This window comes from Limnohabitans sp. INBF002 (assembly GCF_027924905.1).
In the GTDB taxonomy this organism is placed as follows: Bacteria; Pseudomonadota; Gammaproteobacteria; order Burkholderiales; family Burkholderiaceae_C; genus Limnohabitans.
This window is the reverse complement of record NZ_AP027055.1, coordinates 1,736,237-1,755,355: the sequence shown is the minus strand read 5'-3', so window position 1 is coordinate 1,755,355 and position 19,119 is coordinate 1,736,237. Positions and strand designations below refer to the sequence as shown.

The 19,119-nt window shown below is 57.0% G+C and carries 20 protein-coding genes; 13 read left to right on the top strand and 7 right to left on the bottom strand.

The window, feature by feature from the left end:
- Positions 1-15 precede the first annotated feature (15 nt).
- From QMG15_RS08630 to ntrC, 6 genes are all read left to right on the top strand, one after another.
- Complete coding sequence (locus QMG15_RS08630; protein WP_281788264.1) at positions 16-897, top strand: EI24 domain-containing protein; 882 nt, start codon at positions 16-18, stop codon at positions 895-897.
- Positions 863-1,717: a molybdopterin-binding protein gene (locus tag QMG15_RS08625; RefSeq protein WP_281788263.1), complete on the top strand. Its 855-nt coding sequence runs from the start codon at positions 863-865 to the stop codon at positions 1,715-1,717. The genes QMG15_RS08630 and QMG15_RS08625 overlap by 35 nt, the downstream gene beginning before the upstream one ends.
- A 226-nt stretch (positions 1,718-1,943) precedes the next feature.
- On the top strand, positions 1,944-3,359 hold the full coding sequence (gene glnA / locus QMG15_RS08620) for a type I glutamate--ammonia ligase (protein WP_281788262.1): 1,416 nt from the start codon (positions 1,944-1,946) through the stop codon (positions 3,357-3,359).
- Positions 3,360-3,430: 71 nt separating this feature from the next.
- Entirely contained in the window at positions 3,431-3,958 is a 528-nt protein-coding gene (locus QMG15_RS08615) for a hypothetical protein (RefSeq protein ID WP_281788261.1), read from the top strand.
- Entirely contained in the window at positions 3,955-5,028 is a 1,074-nt protein-coding gene (gene glnL, locus QMG15_RS08610) for a nitrogen regulation protein NR(II) (protein WP_108359995.1), read from the top strand. Before QMG15_RS08615 ends, glnL begins: the two co-directional genes overlap by 4 nt.
- 41 nt (positions 5,029-5,069) lie before the next feature.
- Positions 5,070-6,605: a nitrogen regulation protein NR(I) gene (ntrC, locus tag QMG15_RS08605; RefSeq protein WP_281788260.1), complete on the top strand. Its 1,536-nt coding sequence runs from the start codon at positions 5,070-5,072 to the stop codon at positions 6,603-6,605.
- 19 nt (positions 6,606-6,624) lie between these two features.
- On the opposite strand, the gene xth is transcribed toward ntrC, so the two are convergent.
- The 3 genes from xth to QMG15_RS08590 are packed head-to-tail and all read right to left on the bottom strand — an operon-like array spanning position 6,625 to position 8,778.
- Entirely contained in the window at positions 6,625-7,389 is a 765-nt protein-coding gene (xth, locus tag QMG15_RS08600; RefSeq protein ID WP_108401572.1) for an exodeoxyribonuclease III, read from the bottom strand.
- 45 nt (positions 7,390-7,434) lie between these two features.
- Positions 7,435-7,923, bottom strand: coding sequence for a dihydrofolate reductase (locus tag QMG15_RS08595; RefSeq protein WP_281788259.1), 489 nt, complete (start codon positions 7,921-7,923; stop codon positions 7,435-7,437).
- 15 nt (positions 7,924-7,938) lie between these two features.
- Positions 7,939-8,778, bottom strand: coding sequence for a thymidylate synthase (locus QMG15_RS08590; RefSeq protein WP_281790108.1), 840 nt, complete (start codon positions 8,776-8,778; stop codon positions 7,939-7,941).
- A gap of 147 nt (positions 8,779-8,925) precedes the next feature.
- Between QMG15_RS08590 and QMG15_RS08585 the strand changes: the two genes are divergently transcribed.
- The 3 genes from QMG15_RS08585 to QMG15_RS08575 are packed head-to-tail and all read left to right on the top strand — an operon-like array spanning position 8,926 to position 10,950.
- On the top strand, positions 8,926-9,900 hold the full coding sequence (locus QMG15_RS08585) for a helix-turn-helix transcriptional regulator (protein ID WP_281788258.1): 975 nt from the start codon (positions 8,926-8,928) through the stop codon (positions 9,898-9,900).
- A 17-nt stretch (positions 9,901-9,917) separates the two neighbouring features.
- A complete protein-coding gene (locus QMG15_RS08580) occupies positions 9,918-10,289 on the top strand; it encodes a polymer-forming cytoskeletal protein (protein WP_281788257.1) in 372 nt (123 codons plus the stop codon).
- Entirely contained in the window at positions 10,273-10,950 is a 678-nt protein-coding gene (locus QMG15_RS08575) for a response regulator (protein ID WP_281788256.1), read from the top strand. Before QMG15_RS08580 ends, QMG15_RS08575 begins: the two co-directional genes overlap by 17 nt.
- Here QMG15_RS08575 and QMG15_RS08570 read toward each other — a convergent pair.
- Complete coding sequence (locus QMG15_RS08570; RefSeq protein ID WP_281788255.1) at positions 10,921-12,345, bottom strand: FAD-binding oxidoreductase; 1,425 nt, start codon at positions 12,343-12,345, stop codon at positions 10,921-10,923. The genes QMG15_RS08575 and QMG15_RS08570 overlap by 30 nt on opposite strands.
- 8 nt (positions 12,346-12,353) lie before the next feature.
- Entirely contained in the window at positions 12,354-12,770 is a 417-nt protein-coding gene (locus tag QMG15_RS08565; RefSeq protein WP_281788254.1) for a DUF2069 domain-containing protein, read from the bottom strand.
- A gap of 22 nt (positions 12,771-12,792) precedes the next feature.
- Between QMG15_RS08565 and QMG15_RS08560 the strand changes: the two genes are divergently transcribed.
- Entirely contained in the window at positions 12,793-14,013 is a 1,221-nt protein-coding gene (locus QMG15_RS08560; protein WP_281788253.1) for a YihY family inner membrane protein, read from the top strand.
- A gap of 16 nt (positions 14,014-14,029) precedes the next feature.
- Here the strand turns inward: QMG15_RS08560 and QMG15_RS08555 are convergent, their stop codons facing one another.
- Positions 14,030-14,869 (bottom strand): alpha/beta hydrolase, encoded by an 840-nt coding sequence (locus tag QMG15_RS08555; protein ID WP_281788252.1) that lies wholly within the window; start codon positions 14,867-14,869, stop codon positions 14,030-14,032.
- 12 nt (positions 14,870-14,881) lie between these two features.
- Positions 14,882-16,207 carry an O-acetylhomoserine aminocarboxypropyltransferase gene (locus tag QMG15_RS08550; RefSeq protein ID WP_281788251.1) on the bottom strand — a complete coding sequence of 442 codons (1,326 nt, stop codon included), beginning with the start codon at positions 16,205-16,207 and terminating at the stop codon, positions 14,882-14,884.
- Between the two features lie 77 nt (positions 16,208-16,284).
- Between QMG15_RS08550 and QMG15_RS08545 the strand changes: the two genes are divergently transcribed.
- Genes QMG15_RS08545 through QMG15_RS08535 form a run of 3 tightly spaced genes read left to right on the top strand, consistent with a single transcriptional unit; the run spans position 16,285 to position 19,114 of the window.
- The gene (locus tag QMG15_RS08545; protein WP_108359983.1) at positions 16,285-16,752 is read left to right on the top strand and encodes a CBS domain-containing protein; all 468 of its coding nucleotides are present in this window, start codon (positions 16,285-16,287) and stop codon (positions 16,750-16,752) included.
- Positions 16,753-16,789: 37 nt separating this feature from the next.
- Entirely contained in the window at positions 16,790-17,890 is a 1,101-nt protein-coding gene (gene aroC, locus QMG15_RS08540; RefSeq protein ID WP_281788250.1) for a chorismate synthase, read from the top strand.
- A gap of 21 nt (positions 17,891-17,911) precedes the next feature.
- On the top strand, positions 17,912-19,114 hold the full coding sequence (locus tag QMG15_RS08535) for an MFS transporter (protein ID WP_281788249.1): 1,203 nt from the start codon (positions 17,912-17,914) through the stop codon (positions 19,112-19,114).
- Positions 19,115-19,119: the final 5 nt, after the last annotated feature.

Sequence of the window (19,119 nt, the reverse complement as noted above, 5' to 3'; positions counted from 1 at the left end):
CGGTATGCTTTTGGCATGCGTTTGTTTTTGGATTCTTTTTGGCGCGCACTGGCTTACTGCCTGATGCCGCGCGTGATCACCCTCTCTTTGCTGCCCCTTGCCATGTTGCTGGTGTTGTCAGTGAGTTGGGGGTATTTCTATTGGGCGCCCACGCAAGAGTGGGTACGCGAGATGCTGGCCTCTTGGCAAGTGCTGCAAAGCATGCTGGATTGGCTGCAGGACAACGGTGCGGGTGAATTGCAAGCGGTGATGGTGCCGTTGGTGGTGATTTTTGCCATCACGCCTGCTTTGGTGGTGGTGTCTTTGTTGGCGGTGTCTTTGATGATGACGCCCGCGTTGGTGAATTTGGTGGTCCACCGTCGCTTTGAACACCTGGCGCTCAAGCATGGCGGCACAAACCTCACCAGCTTGGCTTGGACCTTGGGTTCCACCGTCATTGCGTTGTTGGCCATGCTGATTTCCTTGCCTTTGTGGGTGGTGCCGCCTTTGATGTTCATCGTGCCGCCGCTCATTTGGGGCTGGCTCAGCTATCGCATCATGGTGTACGACGCACTGATGTCGCATGCCAGTCGTGACGAGCGTTTGGCGCTTGGTCGCAAACACAGGGTTTGGCTGCTGCTGATCGGTGTGTTGACCGGTTACATGGGCGCGCTGCCCAGCTTGGTATGGGCTTCTGGTGCTTTGTTTGCTGCTGCATTTTTGGTTCTGATTCCCTTGGCCATTTGGATTTATGCCTTGGTGTTTGCCTTTACCTCGCTGTGGTTTGCTCATTACAGCTTGGGTGCGTTAGAAGCCCTGCGGGCGGAGTCGGACACTGTGGTGATGGGGGCCTCGGTGCCGCTACCCACGGTAGCATCGGCGGATGACTCACACACACCACAACTCCCCAGTGCCTAAAGCCCGACCTGAGTTCGGGCTCATCATCGTTGGCGACGAAATTCTTTCGGGCAAGCGTGCCGACAAGCACATGCCCAAAGCCATTGAGTTGCTAAATGCCCGTGGCCTGTCGCTCGACTGGGCGGATTACGTGGGCGATTCGCCTGAGCGCATCACCCGGACCTTGGCCCGCGCGTTTGAAAGTAACAGCATTGTGTTTTCCTGCGGCGGTATTGGTGCAACGCCTGATGACCACACCCGCCAATGCGCAGGCAAAGCCCTGGGCCTTGACATCGTGCTGCACCCCGAAGCTGAAGCCCTGATTCGTGAACGCATGCAAGACACCGCCAAAGAGCAGGGCGTGCCGTATGAGCCTGATCGCCATGACAACGTGCATCGTCTCAACATGGGCGTGTTCCCCGTGGGCGCACGCATCATTCCCAATCCGTACAACAAGATCCCAGGCTTTACCTGCCAAGGTGCGGGCGGTGGCGTGGTGCACTTTGTGCCGGGCTTTCCGGTCATGGCTTGGCCCATGATGGAATGGGTGCTCGACACTTATTACCCGCATTTGTTTCAGAAGGCGGCTTGGATTGAAAAATCCATCGTCATCTACGGCTCCATGGAGGCCACGCTGACCCCACTGATGGAGACCTTGGAGCGGGACCATCCGGGCGTCAAAGTGTTCAGCTTGCCGAGCGTGGACCACCCCGAGCATGGCCGACACATCGAGTTGGGCGTGAAAGGCTCGCCAGACCATGTGGCACTGGCGTACCCAGCCATGTTGTCAGGTCTCCAAACCTTTGGTTTGAAATTCGGCCCCGAATTGGTGCGTGAGTAACGTGGAACCATTTTGGTGCAAAATTGCACCAAAATAGAGCATCCTGTTTTTCGGGGTTTAGCGCTTGGAATGCGCTTTTGCGGCCAATTTGATTCAATCTCGGTGCAAAATAGGCGCCTTGACGGTGAAGCCGGTGGCGGTCGCTGTGACGCATATGTTGGCACAGAAACTGCATCCTCAACCTCGAAACACTTTTTAACCCAACCTACCCTAGCAGGAGAACTTGATGGCCAAGACCGTCGCAGACGTAATGAAAATGGTGAAAGAGAACGAAGTTAAATTCGTTGACTTCCGTTTCACCGATACCCGTGGCAAGTGGCAGCACATCACTGCGCCCGTGTCGCAGTTCGACGAAAGCAAGTTCGAAGAAGGTCAAGCGTTTGACGGTTCTTCTATTGCTGGTTGGAAAGGCATTGAAGCCTCTGACATGTTGTTGATGCCTGATCCAAGCAGCGCCATCATCGACCCCTTCTTTGAAGAAATCACTTTGGTTTTGATCTGCGACGTGATCGAACCTACAGACGGCAAAGCCTACGAGCGTGACCCACGTTCGATCGCCAAGCGCGCTGAGTCTTTCCTCAAGCAATCTGGCGTGGGCGATACCGCTTACTTCGGTCCAGAGCCAGAATTCTTCTTGTTCGACGAAGTGCGTTGGAGCACTGAGCCCAACAACACGTTCTACGCCATCAACGAATACGAAGCCCCTTGGAACAGCGGCGAGAAAATCGAAGGCGGCAACCGTGGTCACCGCAACCGCGTCAAAGGCGGCTACTTCCCAGTGCCTCCCGTCGACAGCACACACGACATGCGTAGCGAAATGTCTTTGTTGCTCGAGTCCGTGGGCATCCCCGTCGAAGTGCACCACCACGAAGTGGCTGGCGCAGGTCAATGCGAAATCGGCACCAAGTTCTCTACTTTGGTCGAGCGCGCTGACTGGACATTGCTGCAAAAGTACGTGATCCACAACGTGGCCAACGCTTACGGCAAAACTGCCACCTTCATGCCTAAGCCATACGCTGGCGACAACGGTTCTGGCATGCACGTTCACCAGTCCATCTGGAAAGACGGCAAGAACTTGTTCGCAGGCAACGGCTACGCTGGTTTGTCTGACTTGGCTCTGTACTACATCGGCGGCATCATCAAGCACGCACGTGCTTTGAACGCCATCACCAACCCAGGTACCAACAGCTACAAGCGCTTGGTGCCTCACTTCGAAGCGCCCGTGAAATTGGCTTACTCTGCCAAGAACCGCTCTGCTTCGATCCGTATTCCTAACGTGGCATCTGACAAAGCACGCCGTGTGGAAGCGCGCTTCCCAGATCCATTGTGCAACCCTTACCTCGGCTTCGCAGCCTTGTTGATGGCTGGTTTGGACGGTATCGAGAACAAGATTCACCCAGGCGAAGCAGCGACCAAAGACTTGTACCACCTCCCTCCAGAGGAAGACAAGTTGGTGCCAACCGTGTGCTCTAGCTTGGACCAAGCTTTGGAAGCCCTCGACGCAGACCGCGCCTTCTTGACCAAAGGCGGCGTGTTCACCGACTCGTGGATCGACTCTTACATCGAATTGAAGATGCAAGAAGTGACCCGCAGCCGCGTGGAAGTGTCTCCTGTCGAATACGACATGTACTACTCGCTGTAATTCGTTGCAACGGCAAGTGCAATAAGAGGACGGCGCAAGCCGTCCTTTTTTGTTTTAACCAACACTTTTTCATGCGCCCACTTTTGTCCCTCCTCATTCGTGATCTTGCTTTGTTCAGCATCTGCTTGGTGGCGTGGCCAGCCGAGGCGACGTCTGAGCCGCAACGCATTTACCGTTGTGGCAATGCGTACACCAACCAGCCAGATCCAGCACTCAATTGCAAACCTTTGGCTGGCGGCAGCGTGACCGTGATCGAGGGCACGCGTGTGCAAGGTTCGCAGGCGGCGTCGCATAGCGCGAGCACTGCTTCAACAGCCGTCAAAGTTGATGCCGCTGACCAGCGCCAACGGGACACACAGGCCCAAGCGGTGCTGCAAGCTGAATTACAAAAAGCGCAGAAGCAACATGCTGAGTTGCTGCGCGAGTGGAACAACGGCGAGCCCGAGCGGCGCGCCGATGAGTTTCGCCAACCCCAAAAATACCAAGATCGCTTGACACAACTGCGTGTTGCCTTGCAACGTGTGGAAGCCGATGTGGCGGGCTTGCAGCGCGAACTCTCACGCCAGCCCATGGCGTCACAAACGGGGGGCAAGCCATGACGTCTGTTTCTAAATTTCAACCCAATTACGCACAAGCCTTTGATTTGTTGGCGACTTTGGTCGCTGTTGTGCGCACCGATGGCGTGGTGGTGTTTGCCAATGCCGCGCTCGAAGATGTGATGGGCGTATCGCGGCGAACCATTGAAGGGTCTGCGTTGGCAGGTTATTTCAGTGAGACGCAGTCGTTTCAAAACGCCTTGCAAGGTGCGCAGACCAACGCCTTTGCCACCATGCGTTATGACGCTCATTTGCGCCGCCCGCTGCAAGACCCCATGCCAGTCCACGTGATCGTGGCCCCCACGGATGTGGCGGGAGAAGTGCTGGTGGAGTTGCTGCCCCTAGAGCAGCAAACCCGCCAAGACCGCGAGGAACGCTTGATTGACCAAGCCCAAGCCAACAAAGAGCTGATTCGCAATTTGGCTCACGAGATCAAAAACCCGTTGGGTGGCATCCGTGGCGCAGCGCAGTTGCTGCAAATGGAGGTCGAAAGCAAAGACCTCATCGAATACACCCAAGTCATCATCCACGAAGCAGACCGCTTGCAAGTGTTGGTGGACCGTCTGCTGGCACCGCATCGCCGCCCGCATGTGGTGGGCGACGTCAACATCCACGAGGTGTGCGAGCGCGTGCGCAGCCTGATCTTGGCTGAGTTCCCCAAAGGTCTGCGCATGGTGCGTGACTACGACACGTCTATCCCCGAGTTCCGTGGTGACCGTGAGCAGCTCATTCAAGCGGTGCTCAACATCGTGCACAACGCGGCCCAAGCGCTGGCTGAACGGGTGGCCGAGGGCGATGCTGAGATTGTTTTGCGCACCCGCATCAACCGACAAGTCACTTTTGGCAAACAACGCTATCGGTTGGCACTGGAATTGCATGTGATAGACAACGGGCCCGGCATTCCGGAAGAAATCAAGGACAGGTTATTTTTCCCCTTGGTTTCTGGTCGAGATGGCGGTTCTGGCCTTGGACTGAATTTGGCACAAACATTTGTGCAACAGCACCATGGCTTGATTGAGTGTGACAGTGTGCCGGGACGAACAGATTTCAAAATTCTGATCCCGCTACCCTGACACCTCGCGTGGCCTCTAACTTAGAAACAGAAAGTGCCGAGATGAAATCGATTTGGATTGTGGACGACGACCAGTCAATTCGCTTCGTGCTGGAAAAAGCGCTGTTGCGCGAGAACCTGCCCACCCGCAGCTTCACCAGCCCCCGCGAGGTGCTGCAAGCGCTCGACTCGGTGAGCGAGGAGGATGGCCCACAAATTTTGGTCAGCGACATTCGCATGCCTGGTGGTTCGGGCTTGGACTTGCTGACCAAGGTTAAGGAGCGTTTGCCTGCGTTGCCCGTCATCATCATGACCGCCTTTTCAGATTTGGACAGCGCGGTGTTGGCCTTTCAAGGCGGTGCGTTTGAGTACTTGCCCAAGCCCTTTGACTTGCCCAAAGCGGTGGAGCTGATTCGCCGCGCCTTGGACGAAAGCCAACGCGAACAAGCGCAAACCGAGCAACAAGACGCCACGCCTGAGATGCTGGGCCAAGCGCCCGCCATGCAAGATGTGTTTCGTGCCATTGGCCGCTTGAGCCAAAGCAATGTGACAGTGATGATCACCGGCGAGAGCGGCTCTGGCAAAGAGCTGGTCGCACGCGCCTTGCACAAACATTCGCCCCGCGGTGATGCGGGCAACAAAGGCCCATTCGTCGCGATCAACACGGCGGCGATTCCGAAAGATTTGCTGGAGAGCGAACTCTTCGGGCACGAACGTGGTGCATTCACCGGTGCGCAAACCACACGCCGAGGCCGCTTTGAGCAGGCCGAGGGCGGCACCTTGTTTCTTGATGAAATCGGCGACATGCCGTTTGATTTGCAAACCCGCTTGCTGCGTGTGTTGAGTGACGGCACGTACTACCGCGTGGGCGGCCACAACGCCATCAAAGCAAATGTGCGTGTGATTGCAGCGACGCATCAAGACTTGGAAAAACGCGTCAAAGACGGTGTGTTCCGCGAAGACTTGTTTCACCGCTTGAACGTGATTCGTTTGCGTTTGCCTGCTTTGCGTGAACGCCGCGAAGATATCCCCACGTTGACGCGCCACTTTTTGCAGCAGAGTGCACAACAATTGGGCGTGGAGCCCAAGCGCATCTCTGAATCTGCACAAACAGTGCTCAACCAGTTCTCGTTTCCCGGCAACGTGCGTCAGCTTGAAAACATTTGCCATTGGCTGACCGTGATGGCGCCTGCGCAAGTGATTGAGCCCAAAGACTTGCCACCGGAAGTGACCTTGTCTGCCGATGCCTTGGCCGCTTTGAGCCACACAGGGCAAGACACATCGGGTTTCAGCGCGCCTGTGGCTCAAGAGCTCAGCCATGCCGCACCTGCGGTCACGACAACAGGGGAGGGCACGGCACCCGTGGTGCTCAACATGCCTGGTGCCGATTGGGAGCAGGGCTTAGAAGCCGAAGCCATGAGCTTGCTCGTGGCTGGCCGCACGGATGTGTGGGATGTGTTGGTCAACCGTTTTGAAGCGCGGTTGATTCAAACCGCCTTGGTCAACACGCGGGGCCGTCGCATTGAGGCGGCGCAAAAGCTGGGCATTGGCCGCAACACCATCACGCGAAAAATTCAAGAGCTGGGCTTGGACGACTAAGAAACGCCCACGCGCGTGATCAGCCCAGCGTCACGATGACAGGCACGTGGTCGCTGGGCCGCTCGTTTTTGCGCGGTGCTTTGTCAATCACGCAGGCTTGAGTCGACGCTTTCAAGGCATCGCTGACCAAGATGTGGTCAATCCGCAGACCGCGGTTGCGACGGAATGCAAATTCGCGGTAGTCCCACCAGCTGTAGCTTTTCTCGGCTTGTTCAAACAAGCGGAAAGCATCGTGTGTGCCCAAGTCAATCAAGGCTTGGAAGTGGTCACGCTCTTCTACGGTGCAGTGGATGGTGTCTTTCAAGGCCACCGGGTCCCACACATCGCGGTCATCGACGGTGATGTTGAAGTCGCCCATCAACACCAGCTTGGGGTGTTGTTTGAGCTCTTCGCGCAGCCAGTTTTGCAAGGCCTCAAGCCAACGCATTTTGTAAACAAACTTGTCGCTGTCGGGCGCTTGGCCGTTGGGGAAGTACGCGCCAACCACGCGCACGCCGTCGACTGTGCCAGCAATCACGCGGGCCATGTCGTCTTCAAAGCCGGGGATGTTTTTCACCACATCGGTGGCTTCGCTGCGCGAAAGCAGGGCGACGCCGTTGTAGGTTTTCTGGCCGAAAAATGCGACCTTGTAACCTGCGGCCTCAATGGCCTCATGCGGGAATTTGTCGTCTGTGGTTTTGGTTTCTTGCAGCACCAAAACATCGACGGGGTTGGCCGCCAACCAGTCCAGCACTTGCGGTAAGCGCACGGTGAGTGAGTTGACGTTCCAGGTAGCGAGTTGCATGTGTGTGTTCTTTTGAGGTCAAGCGCAGCCCAAGCGGCGCTTGGCTTAACGGGTGCGAGCGAGGGTCACCAAGCTGTAGGTCAAGCCGTTGGCAGCCACGTGCGTGGTGCGTGCGGTTTCTTGCCAGTTGGCATCGAAGGTGGGGGCAAAGGCGTCGCCTTCAAAGTCGGCATCGATTTCGGTGATGACCGCGCGAGAGGCCAAAGGCATGGCCTGTGCGTAGACCTCAGCGCCGCCAATCACCCACACCTGTGCGTCCGCAGGGCAGTGCTGCACGGCTTCTTCGATGGAGTGAGCCACGACGGCGCCGTCGGCCTGCCAATCGGTTTGCCGCGTCACCACAATGTTGGTGCGGCCGGGCAGGGGGCGAAATTTAGGCGGCAAGGATTCCCACGTTTTGCGCCCCATCACCACGGGTTGCCCGAGTGTGGTTTGTTTGAAGTGGGCCAAGTCCTCAGGCAAGTGCCAAGGCAGGGTGTTGTCTTTGCCAATCACGCCATTGCGCGCGCGCGCAAAAATCAAATTCAAAGCCATCTTTAACCGCCGCGTTCACACCGCCACAGGGGCTTTGATGGCCCCGTGGCATTGGTAGTCCAACACCTCAAAGTCTTCAAACTGGTAGTCGAAGATGGAGTCGGGTTTGCGCTTGATGTGCAGTGTGGGATAGGCAAACGGTTCGCGGCTGAGTTGCAGCGCCACTTGTTCGTGGTGGTTGCTGTAGATGTGGCAGTCGCCGCCGGTCCAAATGAAATCGCCCACATCCAAGTTGCACTGTTGGGCCACCATGTGGGTGAGCAAGGCATAGCTCGCGATGTTGAATGGCACGCCCAAAAAGATGTCGGCACTGCGTTGGTACAGCTGGCAGCTGAGCTTGGCTTTTTCGCCTGGGTTTTGCGCAGGTGCGACGTAGAACTGAAAGAACGCATGGCAAGGCATGAGGGCCATCTTGTCGAGCTCAGCCACGTTCCACGCACTCACGATGATGCGGCGGCTGTCGGGGTTGCTTTTCAGCGTGTCCATGACTTGCTGAATTTGGTCGATGTGGCCACCGTCTGGGGTAGGCCAGCTGCGCCATTGCACGCCGTACACGGGGCCGAGGTCGCCGTCTTCACGTGCCCATTCGTCCCAGATGGACACGTTGCGTTCTTTGAGCCAGTTGTTGTTGCTTGAACCTGTCAGAAACCACAGCAGCTCTTGGATGATGGAGCGCAGGTGAACCTTTTTGGTCGTCACCAGCGGAAAACCCTCATTCAGGTCAAACCGCATTTGGTGGCCAAACACGCTTTTGGTCCCTGTGCCCGTGCGGTCGGTCTTGGCGACACCGTGGCTGTCCACGTGTTGCATGAAATCTTCGTATTGACGGCGAATGGGGCGCATAGGGTAATTCAGTAAAAAACTCCACAGAGTTTAAATGGGTGACGTCTTAATTGAGGTTAGTATTAAAGTTTTATACGCCAGCTGGCGTATTGACGGCCGCTGCATGCACAGCGACAGTACCTTATTAATTTTTGACAAATTGTGACAAAACTGTCAATCATGACAACCAATCAAGCTATAGAAACTAAGCGCAGTGTGTACGACACATGCGATCCCCAATACCTCCGTGCTTTGCGCGAGGCTGCGGGAATGGACTTGTTCGTGTTGGCACGCATCTCTTGTTTGTCCATTGCTCAGGTGCGTCAGCTTGAGACCGATGCCAGCGATGGCTTCTTCTACTCTGATGCCATCAAACGTCAAGCCTACAAAAGATTGTTGATGATTTTGGGGGCTGAGCCGCCTACCGTGGAGCTGCCCGAAGCCTTGCGCGATGCAGCCCAAGTGGCTGATGCCCATCTGGCCACCTTGGATCAAATTGTGGCCATGAGCGAGCAGCCCTCACTGCAACGCTCATCGTCAGACCTTGTGCGTGCCGGATTTGCCAAGTTGAATGGGCACAAACAAGCGTTGGGTGCGCTGTTGCTGCTGGTCATCGCCGTTGTTTTGTTTCTTTTGAACAGTCCTCAAAACTCGGGTGAGGCAGCTGCTACACCAACCACGCCTTCACCTGTTCAACCCGTGCCAATTTCTTCTGCTGCAGAGCTGCCGCCTGCCGTGGTGGTGCCTGCGGCTTCAACGCCAGTCATACCAGCCTCTGCACCTGCGGTCGCTGCGACGGCTGTTGTGGCACCAGTGGTGGCGGCCTCTGCAAACATGGTTACTCAGGCGGGAGCGTGCGCGTATTCCAGTGAGGCCATGCCACAGTTGACCCCATTTACGGCTCACAAAGAAGGCCGTTATGTCTACTTGGTGAGCAATGCAAATGCCGAGATTTGCGTGGTGGATGGCAACAAGCAAGCCACAGTTTTGCAGCTCAAAGCTGGTGAAAATCGTAGCGTTTACGGTGTCTCACCTTGGCAAGTGTCGAGCGCGAATTTGCAAAAGCTTCAGATTTATTTCCAAGGCGGGCGCGTGTCCTTGCCGGATGCGGCAGTCAACCAAGTCAAGCTGGTTGAGATGCCTGTCGCGCGATAAGCCCCATGTTTAAAAGTATGAAGTTTAGGCAGCCTGTGTCAGGGGCAGCCACTGAAAGAACCATCATTGGCCAATCGGCTGTGGTGGTGGGCAATATCGTGTCGCAAGAGCTGGTTCAGCTCAAAGGCCACGTGGTGGGCAACATTGATGTGAATGGCAGCCCCAATGCCCAACTGTCCGTGCTTTCGCAAGCCCACGTTGAGGGGGACATCAGTGCGCAACAGGCTGTGGTGAATGGGGTGGTTACAGGCAACATCGAATCGACAGGGCGTGTCGAGCTGCATGCTGGAGCCGATGTCAAAGGCAATATTTCCTATGCCACCATGGCGATTGAGCATGGGGCAAAGTTGTACGGAATGATGAGTAACACCGATGTCAAACAGCACTGACACTTTGCCGTTCTTGGGGCATGTCATCGTGATTGACGATGATGCGTCTGTGCGGCGCAGCTTGTCCACGATGCTGGAGCGCGTCGGTTACGAAGTGCGCTTATACGACTGCGCCGATACCTTTTTACTGAACCCAGTGGTGCCTTCGCCGGCTGTGATTTTGTTGGACATGCGCATGCCTGGCACAACGGGTGTGGGTTTGCAAACGCAACTTAAAACATTGGCACAACATGTGCCAGTGATTTTTGTCAGCGGCGATAGCCGGCCAGAAGAAATCATTGCCGCGATGAAGCAGGGGGCGGTAGACTTTTTGCTCAAACCGTTCACGGCACAAGCGATGATGGATGTGATTCAGCGCGCCATGCACATGTCTGAGCAAGCGGTGGTCAATGCTGACAAAAACATGCAAGTGTCTGAGCGTTTAAAACGCCTGACACCGCGTGAAATGGAGGTTTGCCATTGGATGGTGCGCGGGTATTCCAACCAGCAAATTTCCATCATTGATGGCGGTGCGTCTGCCACGATCAAACTGCACCGCGCTCGTGTGATGGACAAAATGGCCGCACGCACCTTGCCCGAATTGATTGACATGCTGATTGGCATGGACATCCCAGCGCCTCAGCGCCAAGCCTCAACGAACCACACGACCCGGGTTGAGTAAGCCCTGTGGGTCAAGTGCGCGCTTGATGTGTTGCATCAAGCCCAAGGCCACGGGGTCTTTGTAGTCGGGCAAGCTATCAACCTTCATACTGCCCACGCCGTGTTCGGCTGAGATGGAGCCGCCAAAGCGCTTCACCGATTGGTAGACCCATGTGTTCACGCGGTCTTCGTTGTCGCGCAGAAATGCCTTGGTGTCGCAGTGCTCAGGTGCTTGCACGTTGTAGTGCAAATTGCCGTCGCCCAAGTGGCCAAAGTTGACCAAGCGAATGCCTGGAATTTCGCGCATGAGCAAGGCATCAGTTGCTTCGACAAAATTTGGAATCGACGAGATGGGCACCGAAATGTCGTGTTTGATGTTTAAGCCTTCTTCGGCTTGTGCCAGCGTGATGCTTTCTCGGATGTGCCACAGGTTGCGTGCTTGGCTCAAGCTTTCAGCCACGACCGCATCGCTCACACAGCCGTCTTCAAAAGCGAGTTCGAGCAAGTGCTCAAACCGTTCGCGAGCGTGGGCCTCAGATTCAGAATCTGAGTTTTCCAGCAAGACGCAGTAGGGCGTGTCTTGCCACAAAGGCACGCGCAGGTGTGGGTAGTGCTTGTCAACCAAGCGCAGGGCGAACTGGCCCATCATTTCAAACCCAGTGAGGCCCGCGCCCAAATGTTGGTGCGCCAAACTCAGCAGCTTGATCGCGTGCTCTACCGAGGGCACCGCAGCCCACGCGGTGAGGCTGACCGCAGGCATGGGGTAGAGCTTCATGGTGGCCGCCGTGATGATGCCTAGCGTGCCTTCGCTGCCAATCATCAGGTTGCGTAAGTCATAGCCTGTGTTGTCCTTGCGCAGGCCGATCAAACTGTGCATGACCTCGCCTTGTGCCGTGACCACCTCCAGTCCCAAGCACAGCTCGCGTGCATTGCCGTAGCGCAGGACTTGTGTGCCGCCCGCGTTGGTGGCCAAGTTGCCGCCAATCGTGCAACTGCCTTCGGCACCCAAACTCAAGGGGAACAAAAAGCCAGCTTGCTCAGCCGCTTGTTGCAGATTTTGCAAAATGCATCCTGCTTCGACGGTGAGGGTGAGGTTGTCGGTGTCTACCGCGCGCACCGCGTTCATGCGCTGCAAACTCAGCAGCACTTGTGTGCCGGTGTCGTCTGGGATACCGCCGACCACCAAGCCCGTGTTGCCGCCTTGCGGCACGATGGATACGCCTGCTTTGGCACAGGCTTTGACCACCTCTGCCACTTCTTGCGTCTTGCCGGGGCGAACCACGGCCAGTGCTTTGCCGCGTGTGCGCTTGCGCCAGTCTTGTTCGTAGGCCGACAAGTCACCGTCGGTCAACACATGGGCATCGCCGAGAAGCTGGCGCAGGTGGGTCAACAAGTCAAGCGACGCGGCATTGGGCATGGTGGGCCTTATGTGTTGGGCTGTTCGATCAGTGGATTTTCTTTGGCGTGCTTCAACCGCAGGCGTACATGCAGGGCACACGCCACAAACAGCACGACGCATAAAAACACTTCAACCAGGGCGAAGTAGTTGCTGGGTGCGGCATCCCCCCATGCACGCACCACACCTTCTGTGAAGTACAGCCAAATCAGCAGGCTCAACCAGCGGTAGGTGTACATGCGATTTTTCAGCAAACCCGTGAGTGGAAAGCACAGCGGCAGCACCTTGAGGGCCAGCAGCGTGCCACCGGGTCGCAAGGGGGCGAGCCACAGCTCCCAGGCCAAGCCGAGCACGATGAGGCCCATCAAACTGCTCACGGCCATGAAGCGAGTGAGCGTCACATGACGGTGCGAATTTTCTTGGGGGGCGAGGGTGGGGTTGTGCATAGAAAGTGGGATGATTCAGCCCATGATTGTCCTGCAAGTCCATAACTTTTTTGAACGCCTCGCCCGATTCCCTTGGCGCAACACCGCGCGCACTTTGCGCCAACGTTTTCGTGAAGACCGATTGGGCCAAACGGCTGGCAGTTTGACCTTCACCACCACCATTGCTTTGGTGCCGATGGTGACAGTGGCGCTGGCGGTGTTGACGGCCTTTCCTTTGTTTGGAGATTTCCAAACCGTGCTGCAAAAACGTCTGGTTGAGAGTTTGGTGCCCGACAATATTTCACGCCAAGTGCTGGGCTACCTGACCATGTTTGCTAGCAAAGCCAGTCGTTTGGGGGCGGCAGGTGTCACCGCGTTGTTGCTGTCAGCCTTGGCCTTGGTCTTCACGATTGATCGCACGCTTAACGCGATTTGGCGGGTGCGTAAGCGTCGTCCGTTGGTGCACAGCATGTTGCTGTATTGGACGGCGATCACCTTAGGGCCCCTGCTCATGGGTGCGAGCTTGGTGATGATGTCTCAGTTTGTCACTGCATCACGGGGGGTGGTGCCTGATGGCCTGGGTAACTTGCGTTGGTTGTTCAGTACCTTGGAGTTTTTGCTTTTGGCTTGGGCGGTGAGTGCGCTTTACCGCTTTGTGCCCTACACCCAGGTGCGCTGGAGCCATGCGCTGGTCGGTGGCGTGTGGGTGGCTGCTGCGACTGAAATTGCCCGCAAAGTGTTGGCCTATTACTTTGGTCAGATGCCCACCTATTCGATGGTGTACGGCGCCTTTGCGACGGTGCCAATTTTGTTGGTGTGGATTTATTTGGCTTGGTCCATCGTGTTGATTGGTGCGGTGTTCGTGGCCAACTTGCCCAGTTTGCTCGGCGGCATTTCGCGCGACGGCCGCAGCGTGGGCTGGCGTTTTCAGTTGGCCTTGGAAGTGTTGCAGCGCTTGCAGCTTGCGCGTCAAACCGACGACCATGGCGCGAGCATGACCACCTTGTGTGAAGACCTCGCCCTTGACCCTTTGCAAATCGAAGACGTGTTGGCCACTTTGGTGGATTTGGATTGGATTGCGCGTTTGAGTGAATCCGTCGATGCCAGACAAACCCATGTCAAAGAAGCCCGCTACGTGATGTTGGCGGATCCGCATCGCACACCGCTGGCACCGTTGATGGAGCGTTTGCTCTTGGTGCGCAGCCCAGAATCACAAGGGCTGTGGATGAAATGGCAAGATTTGCGTCTGTGCGATGTGCTTTGAGGCGGCGCAATTCGCGTTAAGTGGTCAAGCCTAAAAACGTTTTCAGGGCAGCCAAGGTTTCTTCAGGGGACTCGCTCATTTGGTGATGCCCCATGGGGACTTTCACCACGCTGAATGTTTTGCCCTTAGCCTTGCCTTGGTCGATCAAACTCTTGGCGGCGCGTGGTGGGGTCATCTGGTCGCTTTCACCCAACACAAACAACACGGGGCAGGTCACGTCGGCCATGGCTTCTAAACCATTGGCGTAGCTGTCACAAGCGACAAAGCCACGGTGAAAGATGTTGACCTGTGTGTTGCTGGCCAACACGCGTCGGCCCAGCGCCATGGACGCACCGTACACCCATGTGCCGGGGCCAAGCGCAGATGGCGGTGCCGCCAGCGTGGCGCGTGAAAACACATTCACCATCTGCAGCGCTTTCATGGGCTCGTTCAACGAAGCCTCAATCAAAGCGGGCGACACTTTCATGGGGAAGGCGGTGCCGACCAGCGCCAAGTGCGTGATGCGTTCTTTCAAACGCGCTGCGGCTTCAAGCGCGATCAACGAGCCCCAGCTGTGGCCTACCAAGCCTGCTTGTTGTACACCCGCAGCATCCAACAACGCTTCGATGAATTGCGCCGCTTCTTCCACGCTGGCGGGGGCATCGCCACCGCTGCGTCCGTGACCAGGCAAGTCGACGGCCAGGACATTGAAGCCGTGGTGCGCGAGGTAGCGTGTTTGCAAAATCCACACGCTGTGGTCGTTGAGCACGCCGTGGATGAACACCAGAGTGGGTTTGTTTGCATCAAACGCTTTGCCGCCTGTGTAGGCGTAGGCGTCGTAGGTTTGGCCGGCTGAGTTTTGGAGGGCGAATTTCATGTGGCTTGGTCCTCACGCCTGGCTGGGCTTGTTGCCCGCTTTTTCAGCAGCCTTCAAGGCGCGCTTCAAATCGTCAATCAAATCGTTGGCATCTTCGAGTCCGATGGACAAGCGAATGGTGCCCGGGCCAATCCCTGCGCCTGCCAAGGCCTCGTCGCTCATGCGAAAGTGGGTGGTGCTGGCGGGGTGAATCACCAAGCTGCGGCAGTCGCCCACGTTGGCGAGGTGGCTGAAAATTTGCAGGGCTTCGATGAACGCCTTGCCTTGCGCGCGCGAGCCTTGAATGTCAAAGCTGAACACCGAGCCCGCACCGCGTGCGCCAAAACGCAACAGCTTTTCAGCCAGTGCGTGGCTGGGGTGGCTCTCGATGAGTGGATGGCCCACGCGGCTGACCAGCGGATGGCTGGCCAAGAACTGCACCACTTTTTCGGTGTTGGCCATGTGGCGGTCCATGCGCAGAGAGAGGGTTTCAATGCCTTGCAAAATCAGCCATGCACTGTGTGGGCTCAGGCAGGCGCCGAAGTCGCGCAGGCCTTCGCGGCGGGCACGCAGCAAGAATGCACCTACCGTGCTTTCTTCGCTGAACACCATGTTGTGAAAGCCTTCGTAGCTTTGCGTCAACTCTGGGAATTTGCCGCTTTTCTCCCAATCAAAACTGCCGCCATCCACCACCACACCGCCAATCACGGTGCCGTGGCCGCTGAGAAACTTGGTGGCCGAGTGGTACACCAAATCAGCCCCCAGCTCAAAGGGTTTGACCAAGTAGGGCGTGGTGAGCGTGCTGTCCACCAACAGTGGCACACCCGCTTCATGGGCGATGGCGGAGAGGGTGGGAATGTCCAGCACATCCAAGCCAGGGTTGCCTACCGTCTCGCCAAAAAACAATTTGGTGTTGGGGCGCACGGCAGCGCGCCAGGCGTCGATGTCGTTGGGTTTGACAAAGGTGGTCTCAATGCCAAAGCGGCTGAGTGTGTAGTGCAGCAGATTGTGTGAACCACCATACAACGCCGTGCTGGCCACGATGTGCGAGCCCGCACCCATGAGCGTGGCAATCGTCAAATGCAAGGCCGCTTGGCCGCTGGCGGTGCTGATGGCGCCGATGCCACCTTCGAGCGCTGCCACGCGTTGCTCTAGGACCGCGTTGGTGGGGTTGCTGATGCGGCTGTACACATGGCCTGCGCGTTCTAGGTTGAACAACGATGCGGCATGGTCGCTGGACTCAAACACAAACGAGGTGGTGAGGTGAATGGGCACGGCGCGTGCGCCTGTGGCGGGGTCGGGTGCTGCGCCTGCGTGCAAGGCAAGCGTGTCAAAACTGGGATCGTTGTAGCCGGGCATGGTTTCCTCGGGTGTTTTGTCAGATTTCTTTGGGTCATTGTGGGCTATATTTCATGCCTTAGCGGAGGAGACAAACCATGAAAGTCAGCGATATCTTGCGAGTCAAAGACCAAGGCGGCGGCACCTTGTTCACCATCGACCCCATGGAGCCACTGGCTTTGGCCGTGAGCATCATGGCTGAAAAGGACATGGGCTCACTCTTGGTCATGGAACACGGCGACTTGGTGGGTTTGTTGACCTTCCGTGAAGTAATTCAAGCCCTCCACCGCAATGGCGGCGCATTGGGTGACTTCACCGTGCGCAGCGCCATGGATGACCACCCGCTCACATGCTCGCCCGAAACTGCGATTGACGACGTGCGCCGCATGATGCTCGAAAGCCATGCCCGCTACATGCCCGTCATTGGCAACCGCCAACTCCAAGGCGTGATCAGCTTTTACGACGTGGCCAAGTCGGTGGTGGACAGCCAAAACTTTGAGAACAAGATGCTCAAGGCCTACATCAAAGACTGGCCAAGCGGCACGCCAGACCCAGACGACAAGTAAGCAGGGGCATCTCGTGGTGGTGGGATAATCTCACCCCATGAGCGGCAATACCTTCGGAACCCTTTTCAGCGTCACCAACTTTGGTGAATCCCACGGCCCAGCCATTGGCTGCGTGATTGATGGCTGCCCTCCGGGCATGTCACTGTGCGAGGCAGACATCCAACACGATTTGGACCGTCGTCGCCCCGGCACCAGCCGTCATGTGACGCAACGCAACGAACCCGATCAAGTGCAAATCTTGTCTGGCGTGTACGAGGGCAAAACCACCGGCACCCCCATTGCCCTGTTGATTCAGAACACGGATCAACGCAGCAAAGACTACGGCAACATTTTGCAAACCTTCCGCCCGGGGCACGCGGACTACACCTATTTCCAAAAGTTCGGCATTCGCGACCCACGCGGTGGTGGCCGTTCTTCGGCGCGTTTGACAGCACCCACAGTGGCTGCGGGTGCGGTGGCCAAGAAGTGGCTCAAAGAAAAATACGGCACCACGTTTCACGGCTGCATGACGCAAATCGGCGAGTTGCCCATTCCCTTTGAGAGTTGGGACCACGTAGGCCACAACCCGTTTTACGCCCCTTGCGCTGATGTGCAAGCCTTTGAAGACTACATGGATAGCTTGCGCAAAGCGGGCGACTCGTGCGGCGCACGTATTCGTGTGGTGGCCACGGGCATGCCTGTGGGCTTGGGCCAACCCATTTACGACCGCTTAGATGCCAACATTGCTTACGCCATGATGGGCCTCAACGCCGTCAAAGGCGTGGAGATTGGCGCAGGTTTTGCCAGCGTGGCGCAGCGTGGCACCACGCACGGCGACTCGCTCACACCTGAAGGCTTCCGCACCAACAACTCAGGTGGTGTGTTGGGCGGCATCAGCACCGGTCAAGACCTGGAGGTGAGCATTGCCATCAAGCCCACCAGCTCCATCTTGAGCCCGCGTGAATCGATTGACCAAAACAGCCAACCCACCGAAGTGGTGACCAAGGGCCGTCACGATCCGTGCGTGGGCATTCGCGCCACACCGATTGCCGAAGCCTTGTTGGCCTTGGTGGTGATGGACCATGCCTTGCTGCACCGCGCCCAATGCGGTGATGTGCAGGTGGCAATGCCGGCCATCCCCGGCCATATTGGTGCTTGATACATTGCACGTAGGTTTGCTTTGACATCCCCCACTTCAGAAGCGCGTTCGAGTAACGCGCTTTCTCGTTTTCAGCTCTTTCCTTTTGCGGCGCTGTCTGCCAGCTACTTTGCGCACATTGGGTTTTTCAACCCGTACTTGCCGCTGTGGCTCAAAGACTTAGGCTTCTCCATCACCATCATTGGTTTGCTCACCGCGGTGCAAGCGGCCACGCGTGTGCTGGCGCCGTATGGCTGGGGTTGGCTGAGCGACCACACCGGTGAACGTGTGAGGCTGCTGCGTTTTTGCGCGGGGGCTGCGCTCATTTGCTCTGCGGGTTTGCTGGTCGAAGGCAGTGTGGTGTGGATTGCCGTGGTGCTGTTGCTGATGTTCATTCACACCAGCGCCATGATGCCGATGAGTGAGGCCGCCTTGGCGCATTTGGTCAGCACCGACCAAGGCTTTGATTCGCGTCGCTATGGCCGCGTGCGTTTGTGGGGCTCGTTGGGATTCTTAGTCACGGTGTTTGTGGCGGGCGCATGGTTTGAAGTGCAGGGCATGCAGAGTTTTCCGGCATGGTCGGTGGGCTCTTTGGTGTTGCTCAACCTGAGCGTGTGGTGGCTGCCCAACCGCAAAGAAGCGGTGCACCACGGCGAGGTGCGTCTCTCCGTCATGCCCGTGTTGCGCCAACGCGAGGTGCAGTGGTTTTTTGCCACGGTGTTTTTCCATGTGCTGTCGCACATCGGCATCTATGTGTTCTTCTCGCTCTACCTCGATGAGCTGGGATACAGCAAAACCATGATTGGTGTGTTGTGGGCCGTATCGGTGGCCGCTGAGATCGTGTGGTTCTTCACGCAAAGCCGTTGGCTGCCTAAGTTCAGCTTGTCGATGTGGATGTTGATTTGCGCAGCGGCGATGGTGCTGCGCATGGCGCTCACCACATGGGCCGCAGAGTGGTTGTGGGCCTTGCTCTTTGCACAGGTTTTGCATGCCCTCACATTTGCCACGCAACACACGGCGTGCATTGCTTTGTTGTCGCACCACTTTCCCGGACGCTTGCGGGGCAGGGGGCAGGCTTTGTATGCCTCAATCGGCTATGGCGTGCCAGGGGTGTTGGGTGCCTTAGGCGGTGGTGCTTTGAGCGACGCCTTGGGGCTATCGTCCGTTTATGCCGTGTCGATTGCCACGGCTGCGTTGGCCTGTGTATGTGCATGGCAATGCATGCGGCAACACGCCAAGCACTGAGTCTG

Bases quoted from the DNA above. Each gene is read 5' to 3' on its own strand.
- QMG15_RS08555 (WP_281788252.1), bottom strand. From the start codon at position 14,869: ATGAAATTCGCCCTCCAAAACTCAGCCGGCCAAACCTACGACGCCTAC.
- xth (WP_108401572.1), bottom strand. From the start codon at position 7,389: ATGCAACTCGCTACCTGGAACGTCAACTCACTCACCGTGCGCTTACCG.
- QMG15_RS08565 (WP_281788254.1), bottom strand. From the start codon at position 12,770: ATGCACAACCCCACCCTCGCCCCCCAAGAAAATTCGCACCGTCATGTG.
- QMG15_RS08560 (WP_281788253.1), top strand. From the start codon at position 12,793: ATGATTGTCCTGCAAGTCCATAACTTTTTTGAACGCCTCGCCCGATTC.
- QMG15_RS08575 (WP_281788256.1), top strand. From the start codon at position 10,273: ATGTCAAACAGCACTGACACTTTGCCGTTCTTGGGGCATGTCATCGTG.
- QMG15_RS08580 (WP_281788257.1), top strand. From the start codon at position 9,918: ATGAAGTTTAGGCAGCCTGTGTCAGGGGCAGCCACTGAAAGAACCATC.
- glnA (WP_281788262.1), top strand. From the start codon at position 1,944: ATGGCCAAGACCGTCGCAGACGTAATGAAAATGGTGAAAGAGAACGAA.
- QMG15_RS08630 (WP_281788264.1), top strand. From the start codon at position 16: ATGCGTTTGTTTTTGGATTCTTTTTGGCGCGCACTGGCTTACTGCCTG.
- QMG15_RS08550 (WP_281788251.1), bottom strand. From the start codon at position 16,207: ATGCCCGGCTACAACGATCCCAGTTTTGACACGCTTGCCTTGCACGCA.
- QMG15_RS08595 (WP_281788259.1), bottom strand. From the start codon at position 7,923: ATGGCTTTGAATTTGATTTTTGCGCGCGCGCGCAATGGCGTGATTGGC.
- glnL (WP_108359995.1), top strand. From the start codon at position 3,955: ATGACGTCTGTTTCTAAATTTCAACCCAATTACGCACAAGCCTTTGAT.
- QMG15_RS08615 (WP_281788261.1), top strand. From the start codon at position 3,431: ATGCGCCCACTTTTGTCCCTCCTCATTCGTGATCTTGCTTTGTTCAGC.
- QMG15_RS08545 (WP_108359983.1), top strand. From the start codon at position 16,285: ATGAAAGTCAGCGATATCTTGCGAGTCAAAGACCAAGGCGGCGGCACC.
- ntrC (WP_281788260.1), top strand. From the start codon at position 5,070: ATGAAATCGATTTGGATTGTGGACGACGACCAGTCAATTCGCTTCGTG.
- QMG15_RS08570 (WP_281788255.1), bottom strand. From the start codon at position 12,345: ATGCCCAATGCCGCGTCGCTTGACTTGTTGACCCACCTGCGCCAGCTT.
- aroC (WP_281788250.1), top strand. From the start codon at position 16,790: ATGAGCGGCAATACCTTCGGAACCCTTTTCAGCGTCACCAACTTTGGT.
- QMG15_RS08625 (WP_281788263.1), top strand. From the start codon at position 863: ATGACTCACACACACCACAACTCCCCAGTGCCTAAAGCCCGACCTGAG.
- QMG15_RS08585 (WP_281788258.1), top strand. From the start codon at position 8,926: ATGACAACCAATCAAGCTATAGAAACTAAGCGCAGTGTGTACGACACA.